This window comes from Brachybacterium saurashtrense, assembly GCF_003355475.1.
Taxonomy (GTDB): Bacteria; Actinomycetota; Actinomycetes; order Actinomycetales; family Dermabacteraceae; genus Brachybacterium; species Brachybacterium saurashtrense.
Genome location: NZ_CP031356.1, coordinates 2,247,470 through 2,272,427 on the forward strand (window position 1 = coordinate 2,247,470; position 24,958 = coordinate 2,272,427).

General features: G+C 72.4%; 20 protein-coding genes and 1 tRNA gene. 4 read left to right on the forward strand and 17 right to left on the reverse strand.

From position 1 onward, the window contains the following. Positions 1-79: 79 nt before the first annotated feature. The 5 genes from DWV08_RS10340 to DWV08_RS10360 all read right to left on the reverse strand — a co-directional run bounded on the left by DWV08_RS10340 (position 80) and on the right by DWV08_RS10360 (position 5,934). Positions 80-2,026, reverse strand: a complete 1,947-nt coding sequence (locus DWV08_RS10340; RefSeq protein ID WP_115413703.1) for a type I restriction-modification system subunit M — start codon at positions 2,024-2,026, stop codon at positions 80-82. Positions 2,027-2,170: 144 nt separating this feature from the next. Further along, positions 2,171-3,076, reverse strand: a complete 906-nt coding sequence (locus DWV08_RS10345) for a pPIWI-associating nuclease domain-containing protein (protein WP_115413704.1) — start codon at positions 3,074-3,076, stop codon at positions 2,171-2,173. Between the two features lie 324 nt (positions 3,077-3,400). Continuing rightward, a complete protein-coding gene (locus DWV08_RS10350) occupies positions 3,401-4,372 on the reverse strand; it encodes a substrate-binding domain-containing protein (protein WP_115413705.1) in 972 nt (323 codons plus the stop codon). Continuing rightward, the gene (locus DWV08_RS10355) at positions 4,365-4,673 is read right to left on the reverse strand and encodes a hypothetical protein (RefSeq protein WP_115413706.1); all 309 of its coding nucleotides are present in this window, start codon (positions 4,671-4,673) and stop codon (positions 4,365-4,367) included. Before DWV08_RS10355 ends, DWV08_RS10350 begins: the two co-directional genes overlap by 8 nt. Positions 4,674-4,707: 34 nt before the next feature. Then, positions 4,708-5,934 carry a Na/Pi cotransporter family protein gene (locus DWV08_RS10360; RefSeq protein WP_115413707.1) on the reverse strand — a complete coding sequence of 409 codons (1,227 nt, stop codon included), beginning with the start codon at positions 5,932-5,934 and terminating at the stop codon, positions 4,708-4,710. 252 nt (positions 5,935-6,186) lie between these two features. Here DWV08_RS10360 and DWV08_RS10365 point away from each other — a divergent pair, with 252 nt between their 5' ends. Continuing rightward, the gene (locus tag DWV08_RS10365; protein ID WP_115413708.1) at positions 6,187-7,860 is read left to right on the forward strand and encodes a formate--tetrahydrofolate ligase; all 1,674 of its coding nucleotides are present in this window, start codon (positions 6,187-6,189) and stop codon (positions 7,858-7,860) included. A gap of 10 nt (positions 7,861-7,870) precedes the next feature. Here DWV08_RS10365 and DWV08_RS10370 read toward each other — a convergent pair whose 3' ends face one another. From DWV08_RS10370 to DWV08_RS10395, 6 genes are read right to left on the reverse strand one after another with little or no spacing between them, the layout of a single operon-like run. Continuing rightward, the gene (locus DWV08_RS10370) at positions 7,871-8,461 is read right to left on the reverse strand and encodes a cation:proton antiporter (RefSeq protein WP_115413709.1); all 591 of its coding nucleotides are present in this window, start codon (positions 8,459-8,461) and stop codon (positions 7,871-7,873) included. After that, positions 8,458-9,075 (reverse strand): MrpF/PhaF family protein, encoded by a 618-nt coding sequence (locus DWV08_RS10375; RefSeq protein ID WP_115413710.1) that lies wholly within the window; start codon positions 9,073-9,075, stop codon positions 8,458-8,460. The genes DWV08_RS10370 and DWV08_RS10375 overlap by 4 nt, the downstream gene beginning before the upstream one ends. After that, a complete protein-coding gene (locus DWV08_RS10380) occupies positions 9,072-9,611 on the reverse strand; it encodes a Na+/H+ antiporter subunit E (protein ID WP_115413711.1) in 540 nt (179 codons plus the stop codon). Before DWV08_RS10380 ends, DWV08_RS10375 begins: the two co-directional genes overlap by 4 nt. Further along, positions 9,608-11,188, reverse strand: a complete 1,581-nt coding sequence (locus tag DWV08_RS10385) for a Na+/H+ antiporter subunit D (protein WP_115413712.1) — start codon at positions 11,186-11,188, stop codon at positions 9,608-9,610. Before DWV08_RS10385 ends, DWV08_RS10380 begins: the two co-directional genes overlap by 4 nt. Beyond that, positions 11,185-11,727, reverse strand: coding sequence for a Na(+)/H(+) antiporter subunit C (locus DWV08_RS10390; RefSeq protein ID WP_115413713.1), 543 nt, complete (start codon positions 11,725-11,727; stop codon positions 11,185-11,187). Before DWV08_RS10390 ends, DWV08_RS10385 begins: the two co-directional genes overlap by 4 nt. Further along, positions 11,717-14,641 (reverse strand): Na+/H+ antiporter subunit A, encoded by a 2,925-nt coding sequence (locus DWV08_RS10395; protein ID WP_115414989.1) that lies wholly within the window; start codon positions 14,639-14,641, stop codon positions 11,717-11,719. The genes DWV08_RS10390 and DWV08_RS10395 overlap by 11 nt, the downstream gene beginning before the upstream one ends. Before the next feature lie 231 nt (positions 14,642-14,872). On the opposite strand from DWV08_RS10395, the gene DWV08_RS10400 reads away from it, so the two are divergent. Beyond that, positions 14,873-16,222, forward strand: a complete 1,350-nt coding sequence (locus tag DWV08_RS10400) for an MFS transporter (RefSeq protein ID WP_115413714.1) — start codon at positions 14,873-14,875, stop codon at positions 16,220-16,222. 105 nt (positions 16,223-16,327) lie between these two features. Here the strand turns inward: DWV08_RS10400 and DWV08_RS10405 are convergent, their stop codons facing one another. Beyond that, positions 16,328-17,158, reverse strand: a complete 831-nt coding sequence (locus DWV08_RS10405; protein WP_115413715.1) for a hypothetical protein — start codon at positions 17,156-17,158, stop codon at positions 16,328-16,330. Beyond that, complete coding sequence (dcd, locus tag DWV08_RS10410) at positions 17,155-17,748, reverse strand: dCTP deaminase (RefSeq protein WP_162801548.1); 594 nt, start codon at positions 17,746-17,748, stop codon at positions 17,155-17,157. The genes DWV08_RS10405 and dcd overlap by 4 nt, the downstream gene beginning before the upstream one ends. A gap of 192 nt (positions 17,749-17,940) precedes the next feature. On the opposite strand from dcd, the gene DWV08_RS10415 reads away from it, so the two are divergent. Continuing rightward, positions 17,941-18,011: transfer RNA gene (locus DWV08_RS10415), tRNA-Gly, on the forward strand. A gap of 110 nt (positions 18,012-18,121) precedes the next feature. Next, positions 18,122-18,736, forward strand: coding sequence for a TetR/AcrR family transcriptional regulator (locus tag DWV08_RS10420; protein ID WP_115413717.1), 615 nt, complete (start codon positions 18,122-18,124; stop codon positions 18,734-18,736). 99 nt (positions 18,737-18,835) lie between these two features. Here the strand turns inward: DWV08_RS10420 and DWV08_RS10425 are convergent, their stop codons facing one another. The 4 genes from DWV08_RS10425 to DWV08_RS10440 form a co-directional block, all read right to left on the reverse strand. Then, positions 18,836-21,328 (reverse strand): sodium/proton-translocating pyrophosphatase, encoded by a 2,493-nt coding sequence (locus DWV08_RS10425; RefSeq protein ID WP_115413718.1) that lies wholly within the window; start codon positions 21,326-21,328, stop codon positions 18,836-18,838. Positions 21,329-21,436: 108 nt separating this feature from the next. Beyond that, complete coding sequence (locus DWV08_RS10430) at positions 21,437-23,452, reverse strand: thioredoxin-like domain-containing protein (RefSeq protein WP_115413719.1); 2,016 nt, start codon at positions 23,450-23,452, stop codon at positions 21,437-21,439. A gap of 91 nt (positions 23,453-23,543) precedes the next feature. Continuing rightward, positions 23,544-24,257 carry an HAD family hydrolase gene (locus DWV08_RS10435; RefSeq protein WP_115413720.1) on the reverse strand — a complete coding sequence of 238 codons (714 nt, stop codon included), beginning with the start codon at positions 24,255-24,257 and terminating at the stop codon, positions 23,544-23,546. Further along, entirely contained in the window at positions 24,254-24,958 is a 705-nt protein-coding gene (locus DWV08_RS10440; protein WP_115413721.1) for an HAD family hydrolase, read from the reverse strand. The genes DWV08_RS10435 and DWV08_RS10440 overlap by 4 nt, the downstream gene beginning before the upstream one ends.

Consider the following 24,958-nt stretch of genomic DNA (forward strand, 5'->3'; position numbering starts at 1 on the left):
TCAGCTAGATCCTGAACATCGCTCGAGGCCGGCGACTGCCCTGCAATGACTGCGACCGTAAACTTCAACCTCGCCGAGGTCATTCTTCACTCACACCCTTGAACGCAGTTGCGAGATCAGCCATGAGTCTCTCTACATCAGCGTCGATTGACGCGAGGGGCCGTGGCTCTTCGGGAACGTAGAAGATCCGGGTGAACGGGATGTCGGTGCCGTGCTTAGCTTTATTCTCGTCCCACTGCGCACCAGGCGCGTACGGCAGAACCTCGCGCTCCATGTGGTCGTTCAGGTCCTCGCTGAGCGGCACGCGCTCCGTGATTTTCCAGCCCGGGACGATCACTGACTTGCCCTTCCGGTCCACGGCCAGAGGTGCTGAATCATCCGGCACCGCCATCGCCTTCATGACCGCATCGATCAGGCCTACCGGGGCCTTCAGCCCGGCAGCCTTCGCAGCGAGAAGGAACGCCTTCGGCAAGTCGTTCCAAGCGGTGCCGTCGAGGGAGCGCATGATCGCCTCGTGCCCTTCGGCGAAGTCCCGGCGACCGCCGACGGCTTCGACAGCTTCCTCGCTGAAGCGCGTCGCGAACCGTGCCTGCTTGTACACGGGCACGTCGCGGAACATGAAGTCCTCGGGCGTCATCACGCGCGAGATCGTCGGATCCGCGTACTCAAACGCCTTGTAGGCCTCCAGCAGTTTGGCCCGATGGTCCTTGCCTACCTCGCGGCGCTTGTCGCCCATGGGCTTTCGGAGCGAATCCCACTGTCCGGAGCCATCGATGAGCTGGATCTTCCCCTTGCGCTCCGAGTCCTTGTTCGCGTCGAGGATCCAGACGTAGGTCGCGATGCCGGTGCCGTAGAACATGCTCGTGGGCAGGGCGATGATCGCATCGATGAGGTCCTCCTCGAGCAGCCACTGGCGGATCGAGTTCGGCCCGTTATCGCTGTTGAACAGCGGCGACTGGTTCGAGACCACAGCGGCCCGCCCGCCCTGGCCGTTCTTGCCTGCTGGGCTGAGCTTCGACGCGCAGTGCGCCAGAAACAGCATCTGACCGTCGGAGGTGCCAGGCAAGCCATGGCTGAATCGCGAGCCCGGGATCTTCGCCTGTTCGCGCACCGACTCCTCCTCGACCTCCCAGTCGATCCCGAACGGCGGATTCGAGAGCACGTAGTCGAACGTCTGATCCGCGTAGAGGTCCTCGACGAGGGTGTTGCCCTTCTTGATCGCGTCGGGGCGACCGCCCTGGATCAGCAGGTCGGCTTTGCCTAGCGCGAACGCAGACGGCATGAGCTCCTGACCGTAGAGCGTGACGTCGACCTTGCCATTGGTTCCCTTCAGCGCTTCCTGGGCGATCAGCAGCATCCCGCCCGAGCCGGCCGTTGGATCGTAGACCGAGCGTGCGGCGTGGTCGGCGGCGATCGTGTCGTCGTCATTGCTGATGAGCACGTCGACCATGAGGCGGATCGCGTCGCGCGGGGTGTAGAAGTTGCCCGCCGCCTTCCCCTTCTTGTTGAAGGCCCGGTACATGACGTCCTCGAACACGTCGCCCATGCTCGTGTCGCTGAGGCTGTTCGGACTGAGGTCGAGCGTGGAGAAGTGCTTGACGACGGCGTGCAGACGGTTGGCATCGGCAAGCACCTTCGCGCGCCGGTTGAAGTCGAACGAGACCCAGATGTCGGCGATGTTGTTCGAGAACCCGTCGATGTAGCTCTTGAGCGACTTGTCCACGTTGTCGTCGACCGAGGCGATGGTCGCGAGATCGAGCGGCGAGACGTTGTAGAAGCCCAGACCGAACCGGTCCTTGACTGCGATGTCGATGAGGTGCTGGGGCATGCCGGCGAAGGCGTCGACGTACTTGATGACGTCGTCCTTGCTGTCGGCGAGCATGCATTCCAGGCGACGGAGCACGGTGAACGGCAGGATGTAGTCGCCGTAGTCCTCTTCATCGACGATGTTGCGCAGGTACTTGTCCGCGGTGTCCCAGACGATCCTCGCCGTGGTCTTCCTGGATGCCTCTGCCGACTCGGCCATGTGTGCTCGTTCCTGCTCGTCGCGATAGTCTCCTGTATCAGGGACTTTACACCTATTGCTGTATCAGGAACGTGACATTCCGCCTCGTGTCCGAGGCGACCTCGACGGTCCCCAAGGGGTACTTGTGACGTGACATCCCGGGGCTCAGACCACGCAGAGAGTGTGGATGAAGCCGATCGCCGACTCGACCCGGATGCGCAGGGCGCTCAGCTGCGTGATCGTGAACCGGCCGGCGTGCCCGTGGGTGCCGTTGTTGAACTCGCGGAAGAGCCCCAGGACGTTGTTCATGTCCTCCTCGACGAGATCCTCGATGGACCCCTCATCGATGCCCTTGCGCCGCAGGAGGTAGCTGACCTTGGCCCGACGGGTCGGCACCCCCTTGTCGGTCCGGTCGCAGGAAGGGTCGGCCTCGGCAACGCTTGAGTCCGGTGCCGCACCGTCGATCATCGCGATGAGCACCTCGCGTGCACTGGTGCAGAAGTGGCGTGCGGCGTCGGGGTTGCTGGGGCTGAGGGAGAAGAGCGCACCCGTCCATCGGTCGACGAGGTCGTGGCCGAATGCGCCGAGCTCTTCCTGCATGCTCGGTCCGCGCAGCTCGTCTTCGGTGGGGTCGTCCTCGGGCGCGCCGTCGCCGTCCATGGCGTTGAGCAGGTAGGTGCTGTTGGCGGCCTCCTCGCTGCCGCGGTCGACGAGCTCGCGGCTTGCCGGCGTGACCGTCCGCCCGGCCAGTCGTTCCTCGGTCGCCGTGTACGTCCGAGTCAGCGTCTCGACGGAGGAGCGGTAGGTGACGAAGGTCGTCGCCGCCGGACGGGAGTTGAGCCGCCGAACCTCCTGGTCGAGCCTGCGCCGCTGGTTCTCCACCTTGGCGTTGTGGGCGCGGGCCTTGGAGTTGTACGCCCGTACTTCGCGGTTGTAGTCGTTCACCGCCTTCTTGGCCGCCGCGTTGTAGCGCCGAGCCTCGCGGTTGTACTTGTCGATCGCCTGCTTCTGCTGGCGCTGCGCCTTGTTCACCGCGGCTCTGAGCTGCGCGGGAGTAACCTTCTTGACCATGTGCTCAGTATGCGATGCGGCACTGACACGGCAGGACCTGCCGCCGGGACGAGCGGCCCGGCTGAGACTGCTCCAGGATCCCGCATCTACTCCGCAGATTCAGCGACAGAGCGCAGAAGAGCCTGACATTGGGTTCGACCTCTGACCAGCAGTGATCGAAGATCATGGCATCCCGCAGAAACCCCCGAAAGCGGCGATCTCTAAATCGAAAGGTCACCGGATCGACGCCGGTCGGAGCCACCACAGCGAGAACCCCCGCCGCGGCGGGGGTTCTCGTGCGTTCGGGCACTGCTGCGCGCAGGCCCGGCCCGCGGCAAGAGCTCCTCAGGACCCCTCGAGCAGCTCCACCACCGACTCCTCCCGGAACGGATCGCCCTCGTACAGCGACCCCGTCTCCCGTGCGTCCAGGCGCTCCCGCACCGTCGTGTACGACTCCTCCGGCAGGCGGTAGAAGAACACCCGCGGCATGACCTCGTACGCGGAGTCGACGTAGGCCTCCGCGAACTCGCGCAGGGTGTCACTCTCCTCGAGCCTGTCCGCGTTGACGTACAGGAACAACGGCCTGGTCAGCGGCGCGTACTCGCCGCTCTGCGCCGCCTCCAGCGAGGGCTCGACCCCGTCCACGGAGACGGTGGAGAGCTGCGCGAGGGCTTCGTCGTCCGCCCCCAGATAGTTCCCCACGCCCATGAACCCGATCCCGTACGGCTCCTCGGCGAGCAGCTCGGCCATCTCGTCGAGATCGTCGGTGGCGCGGTAGTCCTCGCGGATCTGCCCGGCCTTCCCGGTGACGTGATGGGTGAAGAACTCGAAGGTGCCGGAGCCCTCCCCGCGGCCGTGCAGGACGATCTCCTCGTCCGGCAGGTCCTCGCGCAGATCCGACCAGCGGGTGACGGTGGATCCCGGCTCCCACAGCCGCTGCAGCTCCTCGAGGCTCACATCGCGCAGCTGGTCGTTGTCGCGGTGGCGCACGAGCGAGATCGCGTCCAGGCCGAGGGGCAGCTCGACGAACTCGATGCCGTTCTCGGCGCACAGGTCCAGGTACTCCTGCGGGATCGCCTCGGAGGCGTTGTTCGCGTCGGTCTCCCCGGTGCAGAAGCGCTCGAAGCCGTCGAGGGTGCCCTCGGCCGCGACGTCCACGGCGATGCCGGCCTCCCGGCCGACGAGCTCGGTGATCGGCTGCACGGTGGAGGAGCCGCCGATGGTGAGGGTCTCCTCCCCCTGCGCGGCGCAGGCCGCGAGGGAGAGGGCCAGGCCGGCGGTGAGCAGGGCGGCGGGCGCCCGGCGCAGATCACGCATCCTCGTCCCTCCTGCCGGCGGCGTCCTCACCGGGCTCCGCGCCGCGCAGGCGGCGGAAGTCCGCCACCAGCTCGTCGAGGAAGACGCGGATCCCGGCCCATTTGCTGCTGGTTCTGGCCAGGTGCTCGGGCAGCCTCTCGATCTCCTGGTGCTGGCGGAGGTGGGTGCGCTGCGCGGCGAGCTCCTCGTGGAGCGCCCGCAGCGACTCCTCGGCCTCGAGGAGGAGGCGCTCGAGGCGCTGTTCGACGGGGAGGTCCGGCTCGGTCGGGTCGGGACGGTCGGGGTCCGGGACGGTGGTCATGAGCAGCTCCCTGGGGTGGGGTCGGTCGGCGGGGTCACAGCACGACGGTGGCGAGGATCAGCAGGGCCGGCAGCACCACGAACACCCCGAGCACCCAGGCGAGGACGTACAGCTTGTTCCTCGCGCCGAGCTCTCCGAGCAGCACCGCGCCGGAGAGCGGGAGACGGCGCAGGAACGGCACGCCGTAGATCAGCGCGGTGGCCACGATGTTGAAGCTCAGGTGCACGATCGCGGCCTGCAGGGCGAAGGACGCCTCCACGCCGGTGAACGCGAACGCGGCGATGAGAGCGGTGATGGTGGTGCCGATGTTGGCGCCGAGGGTGAAGGGGTAGATCTGCTTGAGCGAGAAGGTGCCCGAGCCCGCCAGCGGCACCATCAGCGAGGTGGTGGTCGAGGAGGACTGCACCATGACGGTCACCAGCATTCCCGAGAAGATGCCGGAGAGCGGGCCGCGGCCGATGGCCCCGTGCAGCACCTGCTTCGCCCGCCCCACCATCACCACCTTCAGCAGGGCGCCGATGGCGTTGATGACCAGCAGGATCAGGGCGATGCCGATCGCGATCAGCAGGATCCCGGACCACGGCTGCGGGATCCAGCCCACGAGCACGCCGATGAATGTCGCCAGCGGTTCGGTGATCGCGGAGACGACGGCCCCGAGGCCGCCGAAGACCACCGCGACCACGCCGCCGTCGGAGCCGACCATCTGGGCCGACAGCCAGGCGGAGCTGCGCTCGAGGAACCCGGTGAGCAGCTCGAGCGGGAGCAGGAGCACCACGGCCAGCAGGTTGAACATGTCGTGCACGCTCGCGGCGGCGAAGCCGCGCCGGAAGGACTCCGGATCGCGGGCCATGCCGAGCGAGACGATGGTCGAGGTGAGCGTGGTGCCGATGTTCGCGCCCATCAACATCGGGATGCAGATGCTCATGGGCAGGCCGCCGGCGGCGAGGCCCACGACGATCGAGGTGGTGGTGGAGGAGGACTGGATCAGACCGGTGGCCAGCACCCCGATCATCAGGGCGACGATCGGGTTCTCGGCGAAGGCGAAGAGCTCCTCGGCCTGACCGCCGGTGGCGGCCTTGAAGCCGTCGCCGATGACGTTCACCGCGGTGATCAGGAGGTAGATGCCGAGGGCGACGGCGATCCAGTTGCCAGCCTTGAGCGCCCGTCCCCGCAGCCCGAGCGACTCCAGCGGGCTGCGCGGGGCCGCCTGCGTGGTGGACGGTGCGGTGAGGGCGGGATCCTGGACGGTCTCACTGGTCATGGCTGCTCCCGGGGCCGGGTCGGCGCTGCCGACCGCTGTGGCGAACACGCGGATGCCCGCACCGTAGAGCGGCCGTGCGAGCGCCCGGGGACCTCCCGCCGACGAACGGGTGACGAGCCGCCGAACGCGAGGAACGTACCCCGGGTGCTCGCTCGACATGATTTCCCCCTCCCACCAGCCGCTGCCCCCGTAGGCTGGGAGACGACCCCGCCCGGGTGACCCCCGGGCGCTCGAGAACCGTGGAGGACGATGATGTCTGCCGAGAACCCGGACCTCGCGATCGCCCAGGCGGCGACGCTGAAGCCCATCACCGAGATCGCCGAGCGGGCCGGGGTGCCGGCCGAGGCGCTGGTGCCCTACGGCACCCACAAGGCCAAGGTGGACGTGCGCCGGATGACCCCGACGGGGCGCACCGGCCGCCTGGTGCTGGTCTCCGCGATGAGCCCCACCCCGGCCGGCGAGGGAAAGTCCACCACCACCGTGGGCCTGGCGGACGCCTTCTCGCTGCAGGGGCACCGCACGATGGTGGCGCTGCGCGAACCGGCGCTGGGCCCGATCATGGGCATCAAGGGCGGCGCCACCGGGGGCGGGCACGCCCAGGTCGTGCCGATGGAGGACATCAACCTCCACTTCACCGGCGACTTCCACGCCATCCAGATCGCGAACAACACCCTCGCAGCGCTGGTGGACAACCACCTCCACCAGGGCAACGCCCTGAACATCGACCCCCGCCGCATCCAGTGGAAGCGCGTGGTGGACGTCAACGACCGCGCCCTGCGGAAGATCACCATCGGCCTGGGCGGCCCCGCCCAGGGCGTGCCCCGCGAGGACGGCTTCGACATCGTGGTCGCCTCCGAGATCATGGCCGTGCTGTGCCTGGCCACCGACCTGGAGGACCTGCAGGCCCGGATCGACCGGATCGTGGTGGGCTTCACCTACGACCGCGACCCGGTCTCGGTCGCGGATCTGGGGGTGGGCGGCGCGATCACGATGCTGCTCAAGGACGCCCTGCTGCCCAACCTGGTGCAGACCCTCGGCGGCACGCCCGCGCTGGTGCACGGCGGGCCGTTCGCGAACATCGCCCACGGCTGCAACTCCCTGGCCGCCACCCGGCTCGCGCTCTCCCTCGCGGACATCACGGTCACCGAGGCCGGCTTCGGCTCGGACCTGGGCGCGGAGAAGTTCCTGGACATCAAGTCGCGCCTGGGCGGCCTCTCGCCGGACGCCGCCGTGGTGGTCGCCACCGTGCGCGCCCTGAAGATGCACGGCGGGGTGGCCAAGGCCGATCTCGCCGCCGAGAACATCGACGCGGCGCTGGCCGGCACCGCGAATCTGGCCCGCCACGTGCAGAACATGCGCCGCTTCGGGATCGAGCCGGTGATCGCCCTGAACCGCTTCCCCACCGACACGGACACGGAGCTGGAGGCCGTGCTCGGCTGGGCGCGGGAGCAGGGCTTCCGGGCGGCGCTGTCCGAGGTGTGGGCGCACGGCGGCGAGGGCGGGCTGGCCGTCGCCGAGCAGGTGCTCGCCGCCATCGAGCACGACCGCCCCGACTTCCACCACCTCTACGACCCGGCCGCCGGGGTCGAGGAGACGCTGCGCACCCTGGCCCGGGAGATCTACGGCGCCGACGACGTGGTGTTCGAGGACCGCGCCCCGGCGCAGCTGCGGATGCTGAAGCGCAACGGCTGGGACACGCTGCCGGTGTGCGTGGCGAAGACCCAGTACTCCTTCTCCGACGATCCGACGGCGCTGGGCGCCCCCACCGGGCACGTGCTGCACGTGCGGGACCTGGTCCCGAAGATCGGGGCGGGCTTCGTGGTCGCGCTGACGGGTGCGGTGATGACGATGCCGGGCCTGCCCCGGGAGCCCGCCGCGCTGCGCATGGGCCTCACCGAGTCCGGGGAGTCCGTGGGACTGTTCTGAGCGGGCCTGCTCAGGGCCGGGCGTCGCGCTCGGCGACCTCCTCGGCCTCGCGCTCGGTCTCGTCGTACAGGTCGATGTCGATGACGTCCTCGTCCTCGACCCGGTCCGCGCCGCCCTCGGGCTCCTCCCAGTTCGGATCGGTGAGGGGCTCCGAGGTCACGGTGACCACGTTCTCCGGGAAGCGGTCCTGGGCGCCGTCGATCATGCCGCGATGGTCGTCGCCCTCCTCGTCGAGGAAGCCGTCCTCGTCGTCGTCCTCGTCCCCCGCATCGGCCAGCCGGGGGCTGAGCTCGTCGATCGCGTAGTCGCCGCCGCGCACGAAGCCGCGCCGGAAGGCGGCGCGGCCCACCATCACGCTCGAGACGGGCACCGTGAGCATCTGGGCGAGCAGCACCACCAGCAGCAGCCCGGCCAGGGTCCAGGAGCGCGCCGCCAGCGCCGCCCCGGAGAACACCAGGATCAGGCCCAGCACCTGCGGCTTCGAGGCGGCGTGGATCCGCATCAGCACCCCGTCGAAGCGGTTCAGCCCCACCGCGGAGACCACGCCCAGCAGCAGCCCGGCGCCGATCAGCACGCCGGAGACGATCTCGACCGGTGTCATCGCGCTCCCCCCGTCGGCCCCTCGGGCTCCTCGTCCCGGCCCCCTCGCGCGGGTGCCTCCTCGTCCTCGCTCCCGGGGGAGGACGTCTCCGTCTCCTCGCCCCACCGCGCGGAGCCCTCCTCGCCCCAGGGCGAGGCGTGCGCGGCGTCCGCCGCCCACGCGGCCCCCAGGCCGGAGAGGTCGCCCGCCCGGTTCACCGGGCCGTCGGCCCCCGCGACCGGGCCGTCGGCGGCGTCGGCGTGCTCCGGTCCGGCGGGCTCCTGCGCGAAGGGCCCGAAGTGGACCGCCTCGTGCGCGGCGGTCTCGGTGGCGGGCTCCTCCACGTGGGGGCGCTGCACGCCCCGGTGCAGGTCCTCGCGGGCCACGAAGCGCGCGAAGGTGACGGTGCCGATGAAGGCCAGCCCCGTCAGCGCCAGCATCACCGGCCCCGCCCAGGTGGTGCGGGTCCCCGCCGCGTACAGCGCCATCCCCATCACCACCAGGGTGACCAGCGAGTCGCTCGCGATCGCACGGTCCAGGATGGTGGGGCCCACGATCATGCGAAAGGTCACCGCGAGCGCCGCCGCGGCGAGCACCGCCGCGCACACCAGCAGCAGGATTTCGAAGGCGCTCATCGCAGCCCCGCTTCCTCGAGCACCTCGCGGCGCGCCACCGCCCAGAGCAGGCGCTCCTCCTGCGCGAGCACGTCGCGCCGCGCCCGCTCCACCGCCTCGGGCGTGCCCGCGTTGAAGGTGTGCAGGAAGAGCATGCCGGTGGAGCGCTGCGCCTCCACCACCACCGAGCCGGGGATCAGCGTGCACAGCACCCCGGTGAAGGTGAGGAAGAAGTCCGAGCGGGAGGCCGTGCGCACGGCGATCACGGAGCTGGGCGGCTGCGGGCCGGGCCGCAGCGCGAAGTACCCCACCTGCACCGCCGAGATCGCGCAGTCCACCAGGAAGCGCAGCACGAACAGGGTGAACCGCAGCGGGCGCAGCGTGAGCTCGTGCCCGGTGGGCGGCATCGGGAACAGCGCGAACACCAGCACCGCCACCATGGCCCCGCCCAGCACGGTGCGCAGGTCCACCGCGCCCCAGAGCAGGCACCACAGCGCCACCGAGAGCAGCATCCACAGCCAGGAGCGGCGCAGGTCGGTCAGTCGCCGGGCGATCATTCGTCCACCTCCCGGCCCTCGCCGTCGAGCCGCTGGCCCGCGTCGTCGATCCGGTACTCGAGCTGCTCGGCCGCCGGCTCGCCCAGCACCGCGCTCACGTACGGGGCCCGCTCCAGCACCGAGCTCGCCGCCTCGTCCGCGTACGTCATCAGCGGGCCCGCCAGCACCGACAGCCCCAGTGAGAACACGATCATCGCGGCGGTGGCCCCGCCCATCACGCGCGGCAGCGGCGCCTGGCGGGCGATTATCTCCTCGCTGGGCTCCTGCCAGAAGGCGCGGTTCCAGATCTTCGCGATCGCATACAGGGTGAGCAGGCTGGTGAGCACGCTGATGCCGATGAGGATCCAGCCGGAGGTGCGGTCGTAGGCGATGCCCGCCTCGATCAGCCCCACCTTGCCGATGAACCCGGAGAACGGCGGGATCCCGGCGAGGTTCATGGCGGGCACGAAGAACAGCACCGCGAGCACCGGGGCGAGCTTCTGCAGCCCGCCCAGCCGGATCAGGTTCGTGGTGCCGCCGCGGTGCTCGATCAGACCGGCCACCAGGAACAGCGTGGACTGCACGGTGATGTGGTGGGCGACGTAGAAGATCGTCGCGGCCATCCCCATCTGGGTGGTCATCCCGATCCCGAACAGCATGTAGCCCATGTGGGAGACCAGCGTGAAGGAGAGCACGCGCTTGAGGTCCGTCTGCGCGACGGCGCCGAAGATCCCGATCACCAGGCTCAGCGCCGCGGCCACGAGCAGCAGGGTGGAGGTCTGCGAGGCGGGGAACAGCAGGGTCTCCAGGCGCAGGATCGCGTAGATGCCCACCTTCGTGAGCAGTCCCGCGAACACGGCCGTGACCGGGGCGGGCGCCGTGGGGTACGAGTCCGGCAGCCAGGCGCTGAGCGGGAACAGCGCGGCCTTGATGCCGAAGGCCACCAGCAGCGTGAGCTCCAGGATCATGCGGGTGCCGGGCGGGAGCGCATCCAGCCGGACCGCCATCTCGGCGAGGTTCACGGTGCCCACGGCGGAGTACACCCCGGCCACCGCGGCCAGGAAGATCACCGAGCTCAGCAGCGAGACGATCACGTAGGTGGTCGCCGCCCGCACCCGGGAGGCGGAGCCGCCCAGGGTGAGCAGCACGTAGCTCGCCGCCAGCAGCACCTCGAAGCCCACGTAGAGGTTGAACAGGTCCCCGGCGAGGAACGCCATCGACACCCCGGCCACGAGCGCCAGGTAGGTGGGGTGGTAGATCGCCACCGGGGTGCGCTCCACGTTCTCGCTCACGGTCTGCGCGCTCGAGTACACCAGCACCGCGAGGGTGACGAAGCTGGAGACCAGCAGCATCAGCGCGGTGAGCCGGTCCGCCACCAGCACGATCCCCAGCTGCGGGGTCCAGTTCCCGATCTGCAGGGCCAGCACCCCGTTCTGGATCACGTGGTAGCCCAGCACCAGGGAGACGGTGAAGATCGCGACCAGGGTGAGGATCGCGACCCAGAGCTGGATCCGGGTGTAGTGGCGCAGCAGCAGGGTGAACGCGGCGCCCGCCAGGGGCAGCATCACCGGCAGCGCCAGCAGCAGCTCGATGCTCATGCCTCCCCCTCGTCGGCCTCGGTGGCGTCCTGCGGGACGTCCTCCGCACTGGTCAGGTCGGCGCTCAGCGGGTCCTCCTCCTCGGCGGGGACCATCCCCTGGGACTGGGCGAGGGCGCCGCGGCGCGACTCCTCGGAGAGCGCCTGCGACCAGGGCAGCGCTTCGGCGTCCTCGGTGCGGCGGCGACGCCGGCGCAGCACGCGGCGGTCCTCGACGTCGTCCGGGACCTCGTCGTGGCCGAACAGCTGCCAGGCGCGGTAGGACAGCGCCATGCCGAAGGCGGTGATGCCCAGCGAGATCACGATCGCGGTGAGCACCATCGCGAAGGGCAGCGGATCGGTCATCTCCTCGGGGTCCCCGCTGCCCTCGAACGGCGGCAGGCCGGGGGTGCCCGCGGCGATGATGAACAGCAGGTTCACCCCGTTGCCCAGCAGCACGAAGCCCAGCACGATGCGGGAGAGGGTGCGTTCGAGCACGAGGTAGACGCCGCACGCGACGAGCACGCCGGCGGTGAGCAGCAGGGCGAGGCTAACGGGCATCGGACTCCGCCTCCTGCTGCTGATCGATCTGGGCGCCCAGCGAGCGCAGGAAGTCAAGCATCACGCCCACCACCACCAGGTACACGCCCACGTCGAAGATGAGGGCGCTGGGGAGGTGCAGCTCCCCCAGCAGCGGCACGTGCACCACCGGGGTGGCGGTGGCGAACACGGTGCCGCCCACCAGCAGCGGCAGCACCCCGGCGAGCACGGCGATCGCCATGCCGCCGCCGAGGATCAGCCCGGCCTGCACCGGGGCCGCCTCGCTGAGCTCGTACCGGCCGCCAGCCAGGTAGCGCAGCGCCAGGGCGAGGCCCGCCACGAGACCGCCGGCGAAGCCGCCGCCGGGCAGGTTGTGCCCGGCCATGAGGAGGTAGACCGAGAACATCATCATCATCGGGAAGGCGATGCGGGTGATCACCTCCAGCAGCACCATCCGCCGCTCCGGGGCGAGCGTGAGCCCCGCCGAGAGCCAGGTGCGCCAGCGGTTGCCGCCGGCGACGTCGTCCGGGCGGGCGTCGAAGTCCAGCGCGTTCTGCGGCAGCGCCGGGTCCACCCGCCGCCGCCAGATGGAGGTGGTGGACTGCAGGTCCCGCACCCGGGCGATCGGCCGCTCCCGCCGGGTGACGAAGATCAGCGAGGCCACGCCGGTGGCGACCACCAGCAGCACCGAGATCTCCCCCATCGTGTCCCACACGCGGGCGTCGACCAGGGTCACGTTGACCACGTTGTGCCCGCCGCCCACGGTGTAGGCGGTCTCGATGAGGCCGGGCCCCAGGGCGCCGCGGTTGCGGGCGTCGGCCGCGTAGAGCGTGCCGCCGCACAGCACCACCGCGGTGCCGATCGCGATCGCCCACCGCCCCCAGGCGCCGATCCGCAGCGGCCGGCGCGAGAAGTGGATCGGCAGCCGCCGCAGCACCAGCACCAGCACCACCGTCATCGCGGTCTCCACCAGCGCCTGCGTGATCGCGACGTCCGGCGAACCGGCCACCAGGAACAGCAGCGCCACGCAGTAGCCGGTCACGGTGATCAGGAAGACGGCGCGCAGGCGCCGACGGGAACGGGCGGCGCCCACGGCGGCGAGCGCCGCCACCGGCAGCAGCACCAGCTCCAGCGGGTGCTGGAACAGCACCAGGTTGTCCGGCGGGGTGGAGTGGGTGAGCGCCACCGGGGTCACCAGGGCGATCAGCACCACCAGCATCGTGCCCAGGGTGTAGGGCAGGGAGCCTCGCTGGAACAGCGTGGTCACCACGATCGAGGCCGCATCGGTGAGGCGCAGCATCCGGCGGAAGCCGCGCTCGGCGTCGAGCGCCTCCAGCACGGGCCCGTCGGCCCAGCACTGCGGCGACAGCCGCTTCTGGAGCGCGGCGACGGGCCGGGCGCCCACGCACAGCACGGCGCCCAGGGCGAGGGTCAGCGCGGAGGCCAGCAGCGGCACCCCGAGGTGCGGGACCACGGCGAGATGCACCGTCTGCTCGCCCTCGGGCAGCACCGCGGCGGCGGCGCGCAGCACCTCCTCGAGCGGCCCGGCGGCCGCGGCGAGCCCGAGCGAGAACAGGGCGAGCAGCGCGGCCGGCAGCCAGAACAGCACCGGGATCCGGGGGGTGCGCACGCGCGGGGCACCGGGCGCGGCGCCGAACGCGCCGCGCACGAACCGCCACGAGTACGCGACGGTGAGCACGGACCCGGCGACCAGCGCGGCCAGCAGCAGCCGCTGCCAGCCGCCGGCGATCCACAGGGCGGTGTAGAGCGACTCCTTGGCCACGAATCCGTACAGCGGCGGCACCGCCGCCATCGACGCCGCCGAGAGCACGCCCACGGCGGCGACCACCGGGGCCGCACGGCCCACTCCCGAGAGCATCCGCAGGTCACGGGTGCCGAACTTCTTGTCGATGATGCCCACCACCATGAACAGCGGCGCCTTGAACACGGCGTGGGCGAGGAGCATCGCGAGCCCGGCGAGCACCGCGTCGTGCGTGGCGGGGGCGGCCACCGCGGCGAGGAAGCCCAGCTGGGAGACGGTGCCGTAGGCCAGCAGCAGCTTGATGTCCGTCTGCCGCAGCGCCCGCCAGCCGCCCACCAGCATCGTCGCCGCCCCCACCGCGGCCAGCACCATGGAGACGAGCTCGAGGTGCGTGAGCGCCGGCGCCAGGCGCAGGATCAGGTACACGCCCGCCTTCACCATCGCGGCCGCGTGCAGGTAGGCGGAGACGGGGGTGGGGGCCGCCATCGCCCCCGGCAGCCAGAAGTGGGTGGGCACCAGCGCGGACTTGCTGGTGGCGCCCACCAGGATCAGCAGCACCGCGGTGATGAGGTACGGCCCGGCGTCCTGCCACATCGGATCCGTCACGATCGCCGACAGCCGCAGCGAGCGGGCGGGCGCGGCGACCATCAGCAGGCCCACCAGCATCGCCAGGCCGCCGGCGGTGGTGGAGAGCAGGGCGTTCAGCGCGGCACGGCGCGAGGCCTGCTTGTCCTGGTAGTGCCCCACCAGGAGGTAGGAGAAGACGGTGGTGAGCTCCCAGAAGGTGTAGAGCATCATCACGTCGTCGGCGAGCACCAGGCCCACCATGGCGCCGGCGAAGGCGGTGAGCACCCCGGCGAAGCGGCCCAGCCCGGGCTCGGTGTCCTTGAAGTACTGCGCGCAGTACACCAGCACCACCGCGCCGATCCCGGTCGCGATGAGGGTGAGCACCCAGCTGAGGGTGTCCAGGCGGAAGGCCAGGTCGATGCCGAGGGCCGGGATCCAGGGCACCGACTGCTCCCGGGGCGACTCGGTGAGCGAGCCGGGGTCCAGGCCGGCGAGCCAGAGCGCGGAGCCGGCCGGCACGGCGGCGAGCAGGTAGAAGGCGCTGCGGCCGATCCAACGCACCAGGAGAGGGGCCACGAGCGCCGCCGCCAGATGGGCGAGCAGCATCGTGAACACGAGGTCTCCCTCCTGGCGGGGGTTCTGGGGGCCTCGGCCATCTTACGGGAGCCGGTCACGCCGGCCTGTGCCGGCGCTGGAGGCGCGCTGGGCCCGTCCTGGGCACCCGGCGCCCGCCCGGGGCCGCCGCACCCGCCCCCGGGGCCGCACAGCGCCCGCCCGGGGCCGCGGAGGGCGCGGGACGCCGCTCCACGTCCCTGCCGCGCTCCGTAGAGTGTGCGCATGGCCAGCCTCCAGGAGCCGGGGACCCGTGCGTCCACCCCGCGTCCGCGCCCGCCCGTCGTGCCCTTCGCGCTCTGGGACGGGGGGATGTCCGCCTTCAGCTCCGTGATCCTCACCTTCGTGTTCGCGACCTACGTGGCCAGCGCCGTCGCCGCCGAGGGGGCGGTGGGCGAGGACGCGATCAAGGCGGCGCAGGATCACGGCTCGCAGGTGCTCACCACCTGGCAGTCGCTCGGTGCGGTGGCGATCGCGCTGCTCGCCCCGCTGCTGGGCAATCTCGCCGACCACGGCGGCGCCCGGAACCTGCTGCTGCGGATCACCACGCTCGCGACCGTGGGGATCGTGGCGCTGATGCCGCTGGTGGCGCTCGATGCCGACTACCTGACCCTGGGGGCGGTGCTGATCGCCCTGGCGGTGGTGACCAGCGAGCTCGCCGGGGTGTTCGTCAACTCGGTGCTGCCGGAGATCTCCACCCCGGAGAACCGCGGGCGCGTCTCGGGCACCGCCTGGGCGGTGGGCTACTGGGGCTCGATCGTGTGCCTCGGGATGGTGCTGGTGCTGTTCGTGATGCCGGGCACCGGGCTGTTGGGGATCACCGGCGAGGGCGGCGGGAACTATCGCGCGATCCCCCTGTTCGTGGCGCTGTGGATCCTGGTGGGCACGATGCCGCTGATGCTGCGGGCGCCGCGGCACGCCGCGACCGCGCCCGGGCAGCGGTGGACCCCGTGGCAGGGCTACGCGAGCATCGGCCGGCGCGTGGTGCGCGCCTTCCGCGAGGAGCCCGTGATGCTGCAGTACCTGGTGGCCTCCGCGATCTACCGCGACGGGCTGGGCGCGGTGTTCTCCATCGCCGGGGTGCTGGCCGCGAACGCGTACGGCTTCTCCACCGTGGAGATCATCGTGTTCGGGATCGCCGCGAACCTGGTGGCGGGGGTGGGGGTGTTCCTCGGCGGGAAGGTCGACGACCGGGTGGGCCCGCGCCCGGTGATCATCGCCGGCTGCACGGGGATCATCGTGCTGGGGCTGGTGGTGCTGGCCCTGGGCTCCGCGGCGGTGTTCTGGGTGGCGGGGCTCGCGATCTGCCTGTTCGTCGGCCCCGTGCAGTCCGCGTCGCGGAACCTGCTGACCCGGCTGTCGCAGCCGGGCCGCGAGACGGAGAACTTCGGCCTCTACGCCACCACCGGGCGGGCGCTGGGCTTCCTGGGCACGGCGGCGTTCGCCGCGACCGTCGCGCTGTTCGACGACACCCGCACCGGGATCCTGGGGATCGTGCTGGTGATGGCGGTGGGCCTGGTCGCGTTCCTGCCGATCCGGCTCGGCGCCGCGGGCCGCGCCCCGGTCGCTGACTGAGCAGCGACCCGGCGGGCTCCCGCGCACGCCGACGGGCCGGGAGCGGACGCGAGGGGCCGCGGCGCGGCGCTCCGGGGCGGGGGCCGGGAGCGCCCCGGCGCGGGGTCAGGCGAGATCGGCGGGATCCACCAGGAATCCCTCCCGGTCCACCACGTAGCCGCCGACGCTCTCCACGAGCAGCCCGGCGAGCCGCCCGATGCGCTGGTACGCCTGCTGCCAGCGGGCGGCGAGCGCGGGCTCGGGCAGCTCGGTCGCCTCGGACTCCGGATCGGCCGGCAGGTGCACCAGCTCGTAGTCCACCGCGCTGGCCAGCCAGCCCACCGCCCCCAGCGCGACCGGACGCGCGCTGCGACCCACCCGCAGCGAGATCTCGTCCCCGTCGGGCAGCGGGATGGTGACGCTGTACCCGGCGCGCGGCGCCTCCTCGGGCACCTGGTCGAGCTCCGCCTCGGGCTCGAGCGGGGCGAGCAGCTCCGCGAGAGACTCCGGCGCCAGGGCGTGGGGGCTGGTGACCACCAGGTCCCGTTCGTGGAAGGGGTGGGGCTCCAGGCGCTGCCCGCCGTCGGTGACCACCGCGCCGTGGAGCCGCCGCCCCAGCGACCAGGCGAGGTCGAGGGCCCGCCGCTCCACCCCGAAGGGCACCCCGTCCGGGAAGGCCCGGCCGTAGCCGTGGCTGTCGTCCATCCCCTCGGGCTGCGGGTCCTCCCGCTCCCGGGGCGTCTCGAGCGTCCAGCGCCCGGCGCCGCGCGGAGACCGGTCCGGCACCAGGCGCACCTCGTGCTCGAGGTGGAGCACACCGTCGGCGTCCTCGGTGGCCTCCGGCCGCACGTTGCGCACCATCGCGAGCACGTCCGCGGGGTCGGTGCGGCGGGGCAGCTGCAACCGGTGGCCGGTGCGGGCGGGCGGGACGGCCGACGGGGAGACCGGGGTGGTCACTTCTCCTCCTCCACGGGGATGCGGGTGCGATGGAAGTTCTGGGCGGAGCGGGACGGGGTGGGGCCGCGCTGTCCGAGGTAGCGGTTGAGGTTTCCGGCGCTGCCGTACGGGTTCTCGGCGGCGCTGGAGAGCCGGAAGAAGCACAGCTGGCCGATCTTCATGCCGGGCCACAGCGCCACCGGCAGGGTGGCCATGTTGGACAGCTCCAGGGTGATGTGGCCGCGGAACCCGGGATCGATGAACCCGGCGGTGGAATGGGTGAGCAGGCCCAGCCGCCCCAGCGAGCTCTTGCCCTCGAGCCGGGCGGCGACGTCCTCGGGGAGGGTGATCTGCTCGTAGGTGGAGGCGAGCACGAACTCGCCCGGGTGCAGCATGTACGGCTCGTCCGGCCCCACCGCGACCTCGCGGGTGAGGTCGGGCTGTTCGACCGAGGGGTCGATCATGGCGTGCTTGTGGTTGTCGAAGAGGCGGAAGAACCTGTCGATGCGCACGTCCACGGAGGCGGGCTGGATCATCGCCTCGTCGAAGGGCTCCAGCCGGACACGCCCGGACTCGATCTCGGCACGGATGTCATGATCGCTCAGCAGCACGGCGCCCAGACTAGTCGGACGGCGACCCCCGCGGCACGCCGTCGCCGACACGCGGGCGCCCGGCGCCGCGCGAGGCACGCCACAGCGCCCGCGCCGGCCCCGGTTCGCACTGCACCGCCGCGACGGGGTATGCTGTTCCGCGTTGCCCCGGCAGCGACGATCACCTGGTCGTCCCCTGGCGGAGCATCGCACGCGGGTGTAGTTCAATGGTAGAACTTCAGCTTCCCAAGCTGACAGCGCGGGTTCGATTCCCGTCACCCGCTCCCCCGGACGCCGGCCCCTGCAGGGGCCGGCGTTCCTCGTTCCGGGGCCGCCGCGCGCGGCGGGCGGGGCCAGGGTGCTGACGGATCCGCGCGAAGTGCAACAATGCGGCATGCCCAAGATCATCGGAGGATCCCTCGAGGAGCACCGGGAGCGCACGCGGGAGAAGATCTTCGCCGCGCTCGCCGAGCTGCTGGAGTCCCAGGAGTTCGAGTCGGTGACGTTCTCGCGGATCGCCGCGGCGGCCGGCGTGGGGCGCACCGCGATGTACAACCACTTCCCCGATCGCGAGACCCTCCTGGTCGAGTACGCGATCCACGAGACCACCGACTACATCGCGCAGCTGCGCGCCGGGGTGAGCAGCTCCGCCACGCCGCGCGAGGCCGTGATCGCCTATGTGCGCACCCAGCTGGAGCTGAACGTCTCCTTCCACGTGCCGCAGCCCTCCGGCACCGTCTCCCTCTCCCCCGAGACCGCGGCGCGGATGCGCGAGCACGTGGTGCTCATCGAGGACGTGCTGCGCACGATCGTGGCCGACGGGGTGGCCGCCGGGGACTTCGCCGACGATCTCGACGTGGACTCGACGGTGCGGATCATCAACGGGCTGCTGGTCGGCTCCTCCGCGAAGCGCTACCCGCAGCCCGCCCTCGAGGCCTTCGTGCTGCGCGGGCTGGGCGCCGAGGCCTCCACCACCGACGCCGCGCACCCCGCCGACCTCGCCCGCTGAGCCGAGGCCCTCCTCCCACGGAGCGGCCGCCGACGCGCCGCCTCGTGCCGCACCGCGCCTGCGCTGGATTGCTCCCGCCCGGCACTGCGGCCGCGGCGGTCACCCCTTCCCGGAGGCGCGGCTCCCGCGCTTCGTGCCCTTGCCGCGCTTCGCGCCCTTCGCGGTGGGCACGGTCACGGTGGTGACCTGGTCGGAGTCCTCGGCGTCCCAGTCCATCGCCTCCAGCGGATCGGTCTGCTCCTCCGCGACGGACCGCGCGAACAGCGGCCGGGAGATCCCCTCCTCGCCGTCCTCGAGGTCCACCTCGGGGGCGGTCGCGGTGATCAGCCAGGAGGTGAGCGCGATCGCGAGCGCCACCAGGGCGATGCCCCAGCGCAGGAAGGCGCTGGTGCCGTCGGTGGTCATCCCCACCACGGCGCTCACCGACAGTGCGGTGAGCAGGCTGGTGAGCAGGAGAAGCGGCAGCGCGACCGCGCCGATCGCGGAGCGGAGCACCCCGGTGAGCACGGCGCCGCCGAGCGCCCCGGAGTGCCCCCAGGAGCCGCGGCCGCCGTAGCGGCCGGAGCCGATCACCGCCGCGGCGCCCTCGAGGGTCGCACCGGCGCCGAGCATCCACACGCCCAGGGCGGCGGCGGTGAGCACCGCCCCCACGAGCATCCCGGGCAGCGCCGCCGGGCCCAGGCCGAAGCCGGCCACCAGCGGCATCAGCACGGCCACCACCACGGGCGTCACCGCCGCGCGGCGCACCAGCTCCGGCAGGTCCGTCATCTCCACCCGGTCGCGGCCCTCGAGCATCGAGGCGCGGGTCTCCACCACGGCGCTCGCGCCGAGGCGACGCGAGCCGTCCAGCAGCGAGGCGCTCACCATCAGCACGGTGGCCACCCCCAGTCCCAGCCCGCCCAGCAGGGTGAGCGAGGTGGGCCCTGCGGCGTGCAGGGCGCGGTCCTCCCACACGGTGGCGGCACGGGGCGCGAGCTGCAGCGCGCTGGTGACCGGGCCCAGGGCGCCCAGCGCCGTGAGCACCGCGGCCAGCAGCATCGCGGCGCGCGGCCCGGTGGCCGCACCGGCAGCCGCGGTGCGCAGCACCGGATCGGTGTCCGCGCGATCGGTGAGCGAGGTGGCCAGCAGGGACCCGGCGTGGGCCGCCACCACGATGAGGGCGCCGAGCGCGGCGTGGACCAGCAGCGCCAGGGCCAGTCCCGCCACTCCCGCGGAGAGCACCGAGATCACCATCGTCACCAGCACTGCCAGCGCCAGGGCGCCGGCCGCGGTGAGCGCCGTGGAGCCCAGGCCCGCGGTGAGTCCCAGCGCGCCGCCGGTGCGGCTGGTGCGCGCGGCGCGCAGCACCGAGCCGCCCATCCGGTGCCCGGCGCCGGAGAGCAGCAGCACCGCGGCGAGCGCCGTGAGCACTCCCAGCCCCAGCGCCACGGCGACCACCACGTTCGGGGTGATCGAGTACAGGGTGAGGGTGTCGAGGAAGGTGGTGGCGTACTGGGACTCGTCGGTCTGGGAGACCCACTGGCCCATGTCGGCCAGCGCCTCCTCGATCTGCGGCTCGAGCTGTTCACGGGGCGTGGCGGTGCCGCCGGTGATCGCCGGGTCGGTGAAGTTCTCCAGGCCCACGTCCTCGAAGCGGAGGTCCTTGTAGAGCGAGGGGATCCACAGCGCCGAGGCGGCGACCGCCCCGGCCCCGCCCAGCACCGAGGGGATCAGGCCGCCCAGCCGCAGCGCACCGCGCTCGTGGCCGGCCCGCCCGGTGTGCGGCATGATCGCCGCCACGGCGGCGGCGAGCAGCGCCACCCCCAGTCCCAGCAGCACCGCGATCAGGCCCTCCGCGGCGAGCACCGGCACGCCCAGCAGCACGCCGAGGCCCGCGAGCGCGGTGGTGAGCGCCACCAGGTCCGCGCTCAGGGCGCCGCCGCGGGAGACCATGCGGGCGGTGCGCCGGAGCGGACCGCCGAGGTTCTCCGGATCGTCCAGCTCGAGCTCGTGCTCGTCGGCGCCCACCAGCACCGCCGCGGCGGAGGCCGCGGCCTCCGCGGGGGCGGCGCTCACGCGGATCGCGAGGGCGGAGAGCGCCGCGCCCGCGGCGAGGGCCAGCAGGGCGGGGCCGGCGGCGGTCTGGAGGAACCACAGCACGATCACGATGGGCAGCAGCGCGAGCGCGAGCGCCCCGGTGACGGTGAGCGCACCGAGCCGCGGGATCATCGCCGCACGGCGCTCGGGCGCCACGGCCCCGGCGGCGAGCTGCACGGCCATCCCGCGCCATGCGGCGAGGGGGCCGAGCGCGACGCCGGCGAGCAGCAGCCCCGCGCGCAGCATCCGGTCATCGGTGCTGCCGGGGGCGAGGTAGGCGAGCACCGCGAGGGGCAGCCCTACCCACAGCATGAGGGAGCCGGCCGAGAGCAGCTGGCCGCCCAGCCGGCGGCCCAGCGCCTCGTCGACCGCGGCGTCGGTCCCCTCGTCCGCCGCGCGCCGCAGCCGGACGGGAACGATCGCGCCCGCCGCGAGCGCGACGAGGGCGAGGGCGCCCAGGGCGAGCAGGGTCCAGGCGAGATCGTCGCCGAGGGGGAATTGCGTGATCAGATCCACGGGAGAGCTTCCGTCGACGGGGCTCGGCGCACCGAGCGGGTGGACACACCGGAGCGGGGCTCCGGCGGCCGAGGATAGCCCAGGCGGATGGTCGCCCCGTTCAGGGGCTCACGCGAGGAGGGAGAGGTCCAGTTCGGTGGGGCCGCCCTCGACCACGCGGATCGGCACGCCCCAGTCCTGCTGGTGCATGTGGCAGGCGGGGAACTCGACGGTCGGATCCGCGTCGCAGGAGGCGGCGCGGGCGCTGACGTGCAGCACGCCCTCGGTGTACGCCGGATCGAGCTCCAGGGTGCGCTCCAGCTCCGTGCTCACCCCACCGCCCGCGGCGAGCAGGGCGCTGGGGGTGGTCGAGACGGTCACCTGGGTGGAGGGGCCCAGCGAGTCGTCGAGCTTGTGCCCGGGCGGCGGCGTGAACAGCACCCGCACGGTGAGCGGGCCGGGGCCCACCTCCGTGACGGGGCGCTCGGAGCGCTGCGCGCCCTTGTCGATCATGCGCTCGGCCGCCTTCGCGACCGGCACCCAGGTGATGCGGTGCCCGCCGGACTCGACCACGATCAGCTGGCCCACGCCGTCGATCGGGGCGCCGACGAGCGCGTCGGAGGGCTCCTTGAGGTCGGTGGCGACGGTGACCACGTGCGCCTCCGGCGTCGGGGGCTCCGGGGCCGCTCCCCCGCCGCCAGGGTGGTCCGCCACCTGCACCACGCCGGGAAGCGCGGCGATGGAGCCGGTGGGGGTGCGGTCCTCGCCGGGCGCGGCCTCCTCGACGATGCGGATCGCGCCGTTGTAGGTGTCGCTCACGGCGATGCGGCCGTCCGGCAGCGCGGTGACCGCCAGCGGATGCTGCAGCCGGGCGGCGCCGGCGGGGCCGTCCACATGGCCGAAGTCGAACAGGCCCTGCCCCACCAGGGTGCTCACCTGCATGGTGCGCGGGTCCAGCACGCGCACGGCGGAGGTCTCGGAGTCCGCGATCACGATCCGCCCGTCGGGCAGCTCGTCCAGGCCGGAGGGCTGCGCGAACCAGGAGGTGACGGCCGGGCCGTCCACCAGGCCCTCCTGGGAGGTGCCGGCGAGCACCATCAGCGCGCCGGTGACCGGGTCGAAGGTCCACAGCTGGTGCACCCCGGCCATCGCGATCACGGCACGGTTCAGCGCGTGCGACCAGGTGAGGTCCCACGGGGTGGACAGCGCGAAGCCGAGCGCGTCGCCCTCCCCGCGCGGCAGCGGGTCGCCCTGCATCCACTGGGCGCCGCTGCCGGCGACGGTGCGCACCTCGGTGGCGGTGCGGGAGCGCAGCAGGCGGTCCTGGCCCACCTTCACGCCGCGCAGACGGTGGCCCACGGTGTCCGCGACCAGCAGGTCGTAGCCCACCTCGTGCGCGATCTCCTCGGGCAGGGCCAGCACGCCGTTGGGCTCGGAGAACTGGGCGACGGTCTCGTCGCCGTCGGCGTGGCCGCGGCGGCCGGTGCCGATGGTGGCGTCCACCGTGACGCCGTCGTTCTGGAAGACCACCAGGCGGTGCTGGCCGGCGTCGGAGACCACGAGCCTGCCGTCCGGCAGCACGCTGAGCTTCGAGGGGAAGCGGAGGGTCTGCGCGGTGCGCTCGGAGAGCACGGTGGGGGCGGGGCCCCGGCGCAGCGAGCCGTCCGCCTCCCCCTCGGCGACGAGCTGGGCGACCAGCTGGTCGAGATTCGCGGCATGCCCCTCGCCGGAGAGGTTCCCCGCGATGCGGCCGTGGGTGTCCAGCACCATCAGGGTGGGCCAGGCGCGCGCCCCGTACTCGCTCCAGGTCTCCAGCTCCGGATCGTCGATGACCGGGTGGGCGACCTCGTAGCGCTCGATGTTCGCCGCCAGCGCGTCGGGGTCCTTCTCGAACTCGAACTTCGGGGAGTGCACCCCGATGACCACCAGCTCCTGGGCCCACTTCTCCTCCAACGGCCGCAGCTCGTCGAGCACGTGCAGGCAGTTCACGCAGCAGAAGGTCCAGAAGTCCAGCAGCACGATCTTGCCGCGCAGCGTCTCCAGGTCGAGGTCCGCGCCGCCGGTGTTCAGCCAGCCGCGGCCCTTCAGGGCGGAGCCGTGGGCGCGGGCTGTCAGGGGCGTGGACGGATCCGGCGTAGAGCTCATGGGGTCCAGTGAACACCGGATCGCCGCCGCGGGGCCAACTTCTCGCCGTGCGCGGACATCCGATGCGGCGCGCGCCACGCCGCGGGCGGGATCACCAGGTGGCGATCCAGGCGGCGAGGTCCGGGTCGGTGAGGGAGGTCAGGGCGAGATCCGCGGGCGGGACGGGGTGACCCGGCGCCGGCACCGCGAGCAGGCGCAGCCCGGCGTCCCGGGCCGCCCGCGCCCCGGTGCGGGAGTCCTCCAGGGCGAGCACCTGGGAGGGCTCGGCGCCCAGCTCCTGCGCCGCCTCGAGGTACATGTCCGGGGCGGGCTTGGGGCGCGCCACCGTGTCCGACGCCTTCAGCGCCGTGAAGTACTCGCGCAGCCCACCCAGGGAGAGCTTGCTCTCCAGCGACTCCAGCCAGGCGTTCGAGGCGCAGCCCAGCGGCACCTTCGCGCCGGCGAGCGCGAGGATCTGCGCGGCCCCGGGCAGGGTGCGGATGCCGGCGGAGAGCCCGCGCTCGAACTCGCGGTGCAGCGCGGCGAGCACCTCGTCCTCGTCGCGGCCGCTGCGGCGGGCGATCAGCTCGCCGGCCACCTCGATGGTGGAGCCGTGCAGCACCTCGGCGTCGCCGTCCTGCAGCACGGCGCCGACCTCCACCACCACGCGGTCCTCCGTCTGCTGCCACACCGATTCGGTGTCCAGCAGCAGTCCGTCGCAGTCGAAGACCACCGCCTGCGGGGTCCAGTCGCCGAAGGCCGCGGCGAAGCGGGCGGGGATCCCCTCGCGACGGGGGGCGTCCGGGTGCGGGGCGTCGGCGCTCATCGCCGCACCTCCCAGCCGGCGATCCACTCGGCGAGCACCGGGTCCGCGAGCGAGCCGAGGCGGCGCGGCGCCCGCGGCTCCTGGCCGGGCAGGGAGGGCACCGCGATCAGCTGCAGGCCCGCCGCGCGGGCGGCGTCAGCGCCGGTCTCCGAGTCCTCGAAGCCGAGGCACTCGGCGGGCTCCGCGCCGAGCACGCGGGCGGCGGCGAGGTACATGTCCGGGGCGGGCTTGGGGGCGGCGACGTCCTCGATCGCGATCGACGCGTCCACCACGTCGGCGATCCCGAGGCCGGCCAGCTTGACGTCCAGCATCTCCCGCGGGGAGTTGGAGGCGACGGCGACCGGGCGCACCGCCGCGATCGCGCGCAGGGTCTCGAGAGCGCCCGGCAGCGGCACGAGTCGCTCCCCGATGTGCTCGCGGTGCGCGTCCAGCAGCTCCTGGCCCACGCGGTGCGGGTCCTTGCCCACCGCCTCGGCGAGGGTCACGATCACCACCTCCGCGGCGCGGCCGGTGATCTCCCGGCGGGTGGTCGGGGAGAGCGAGGTGCCGTGGCGGGCGAGGTAGTCGTCCTGCAGCGCGATCCACTGCCCCTCGGTGTCCACCAGCAGCCCGTCGCAGTCGAAGACCACCGCGGCGGGCGTCCAGCGCGGGGGCCAGTGGTCCAGCGGGGAGGCGAGCACGGCGGCGGGGTCGGAGGTCAT

Bases quoted from the DNA above. Each gene is read 5' to 3' on its own strand.
- DWV08_RS10340 (WP_115413703.1), bottom strand. From the start codon at position 2,026: ATGGCCGAGTCGGCAGAGGCATCCAGGAAGACCACGGCGAGGATCGTC.
- DWV08_RS10345 (WP_115413704.1), bottom strand. From the start codon at position 3,076: ATGGTCAAGAAGGTTACTCCCGCGCAGCTCAGAGCCGCGGTGAACAAG.
- DWV08_RS10350 (WP_115413705.1), bottom strand. From the start codon at position 4,372: ATGCGTGATCTGCGCCGGGCGCCCGCCGCCCTGCTCACCGCCGGCCTG.
- DWV08_RS10355 (WP_115413706.1), bottom strand. From the start codon at position 4,673: ATGACCACCGTCCCGGACCCCGACCGTCCCGACCCGACCGAGCCGGAC.
- DWV08_RS10360 (WP_115413707.1), bottom strand. From the start codon at position 5,934: ATGACCAGTGAGACCGTCCAGGATCCCGCCCTCACCGCACCGTCCACC.
- DWV08_RS10365 (WP_115413708.1), top strand. From the start codon at position 6,187: ATGTCTGCCGAGAACCCGGACCTCGCGATCGCCCAGGCGGCGACGCTG.
- DWV08_RS10370 (WP_115413709.1), bottom strand. From the start codon at position 8,461: ATGACACCGGTCGAGATCGTCTCCGGCGTGCTGATCGGCGCCGGGCTG.
- DWV08_RS10375 (WP_115413710.1), bottom strand. From the start codon at position 9,075: ATGAGCGCCTTCGAAATCCTGCTGCTGGTGTGCGCGGCGGTGCTCGCC.
- DWV08_RS10380 (WP_115413711.1), bottom strand. From the start codon at position 9,611: ATGATCGCCCGGCGACTGACCGACCTGCGCCGCTCCTGGCTGTGGATG.
- DWV08_RS10385 (WP_115413712.1), bottom strand. From the start codon at position 11,188: ATGAGCATCGAGCTGCTGCTGGCGCTGCCGGTGATGCTGCCCCTGGCG.
- DWV08_RS10390 (WP_115413713.1), bottom strand. From the start codon at position 11,727: ATGCCCGTTAGCCTCGCCCTGCTGCTCACCGCCGGCGTGCTCGTCGCG.
- DWV08_RS10395 (WP_115414989.1), bottom strand. From the start codon at position 14,641: ATGCTGCTCGCCCATCTGGCGGCGGCGCTCGTGGCCCCTCTCCTGGTG.
- DWV08_RS10400 (WP_115413714.1), top strand. From the start codon at position 14,873: ATGGCCAGCCTCCAGGAGCCGGGGACCCGTGCGTCCACCCCGCGTCCG.
- DWV08_RS10420 (WP_115413717.1), top strand. From the start codon at position 18,122: ATGCCCAAGATCATCGGAGGATCCCTCGAGGAGCACCGGGAGCGCACG.
- DWV08_RS10430 (WP_115413719.1), bottom strand. From the start codon at position 23,452: ATGAGCTCTACGCCGGATCCGTCCACGCCCCTGACAGCCCGCGCCCAC.
- DWV08_RS10435 (WP_115413720.1), bottom strand. From the start codon at position 24,257: ATGAGCGCCGACGCCCCGCACCCGGACGCCCCCCGTCGCGAGGGGATC.
- DWV08_RS10440 (WP_115413721.1), bottom strand. From the start codon at position 24,958: ATGACCTCCGACCCCGCCGCCGTGCTCGCCTCCCCGCTGGACCACTGG.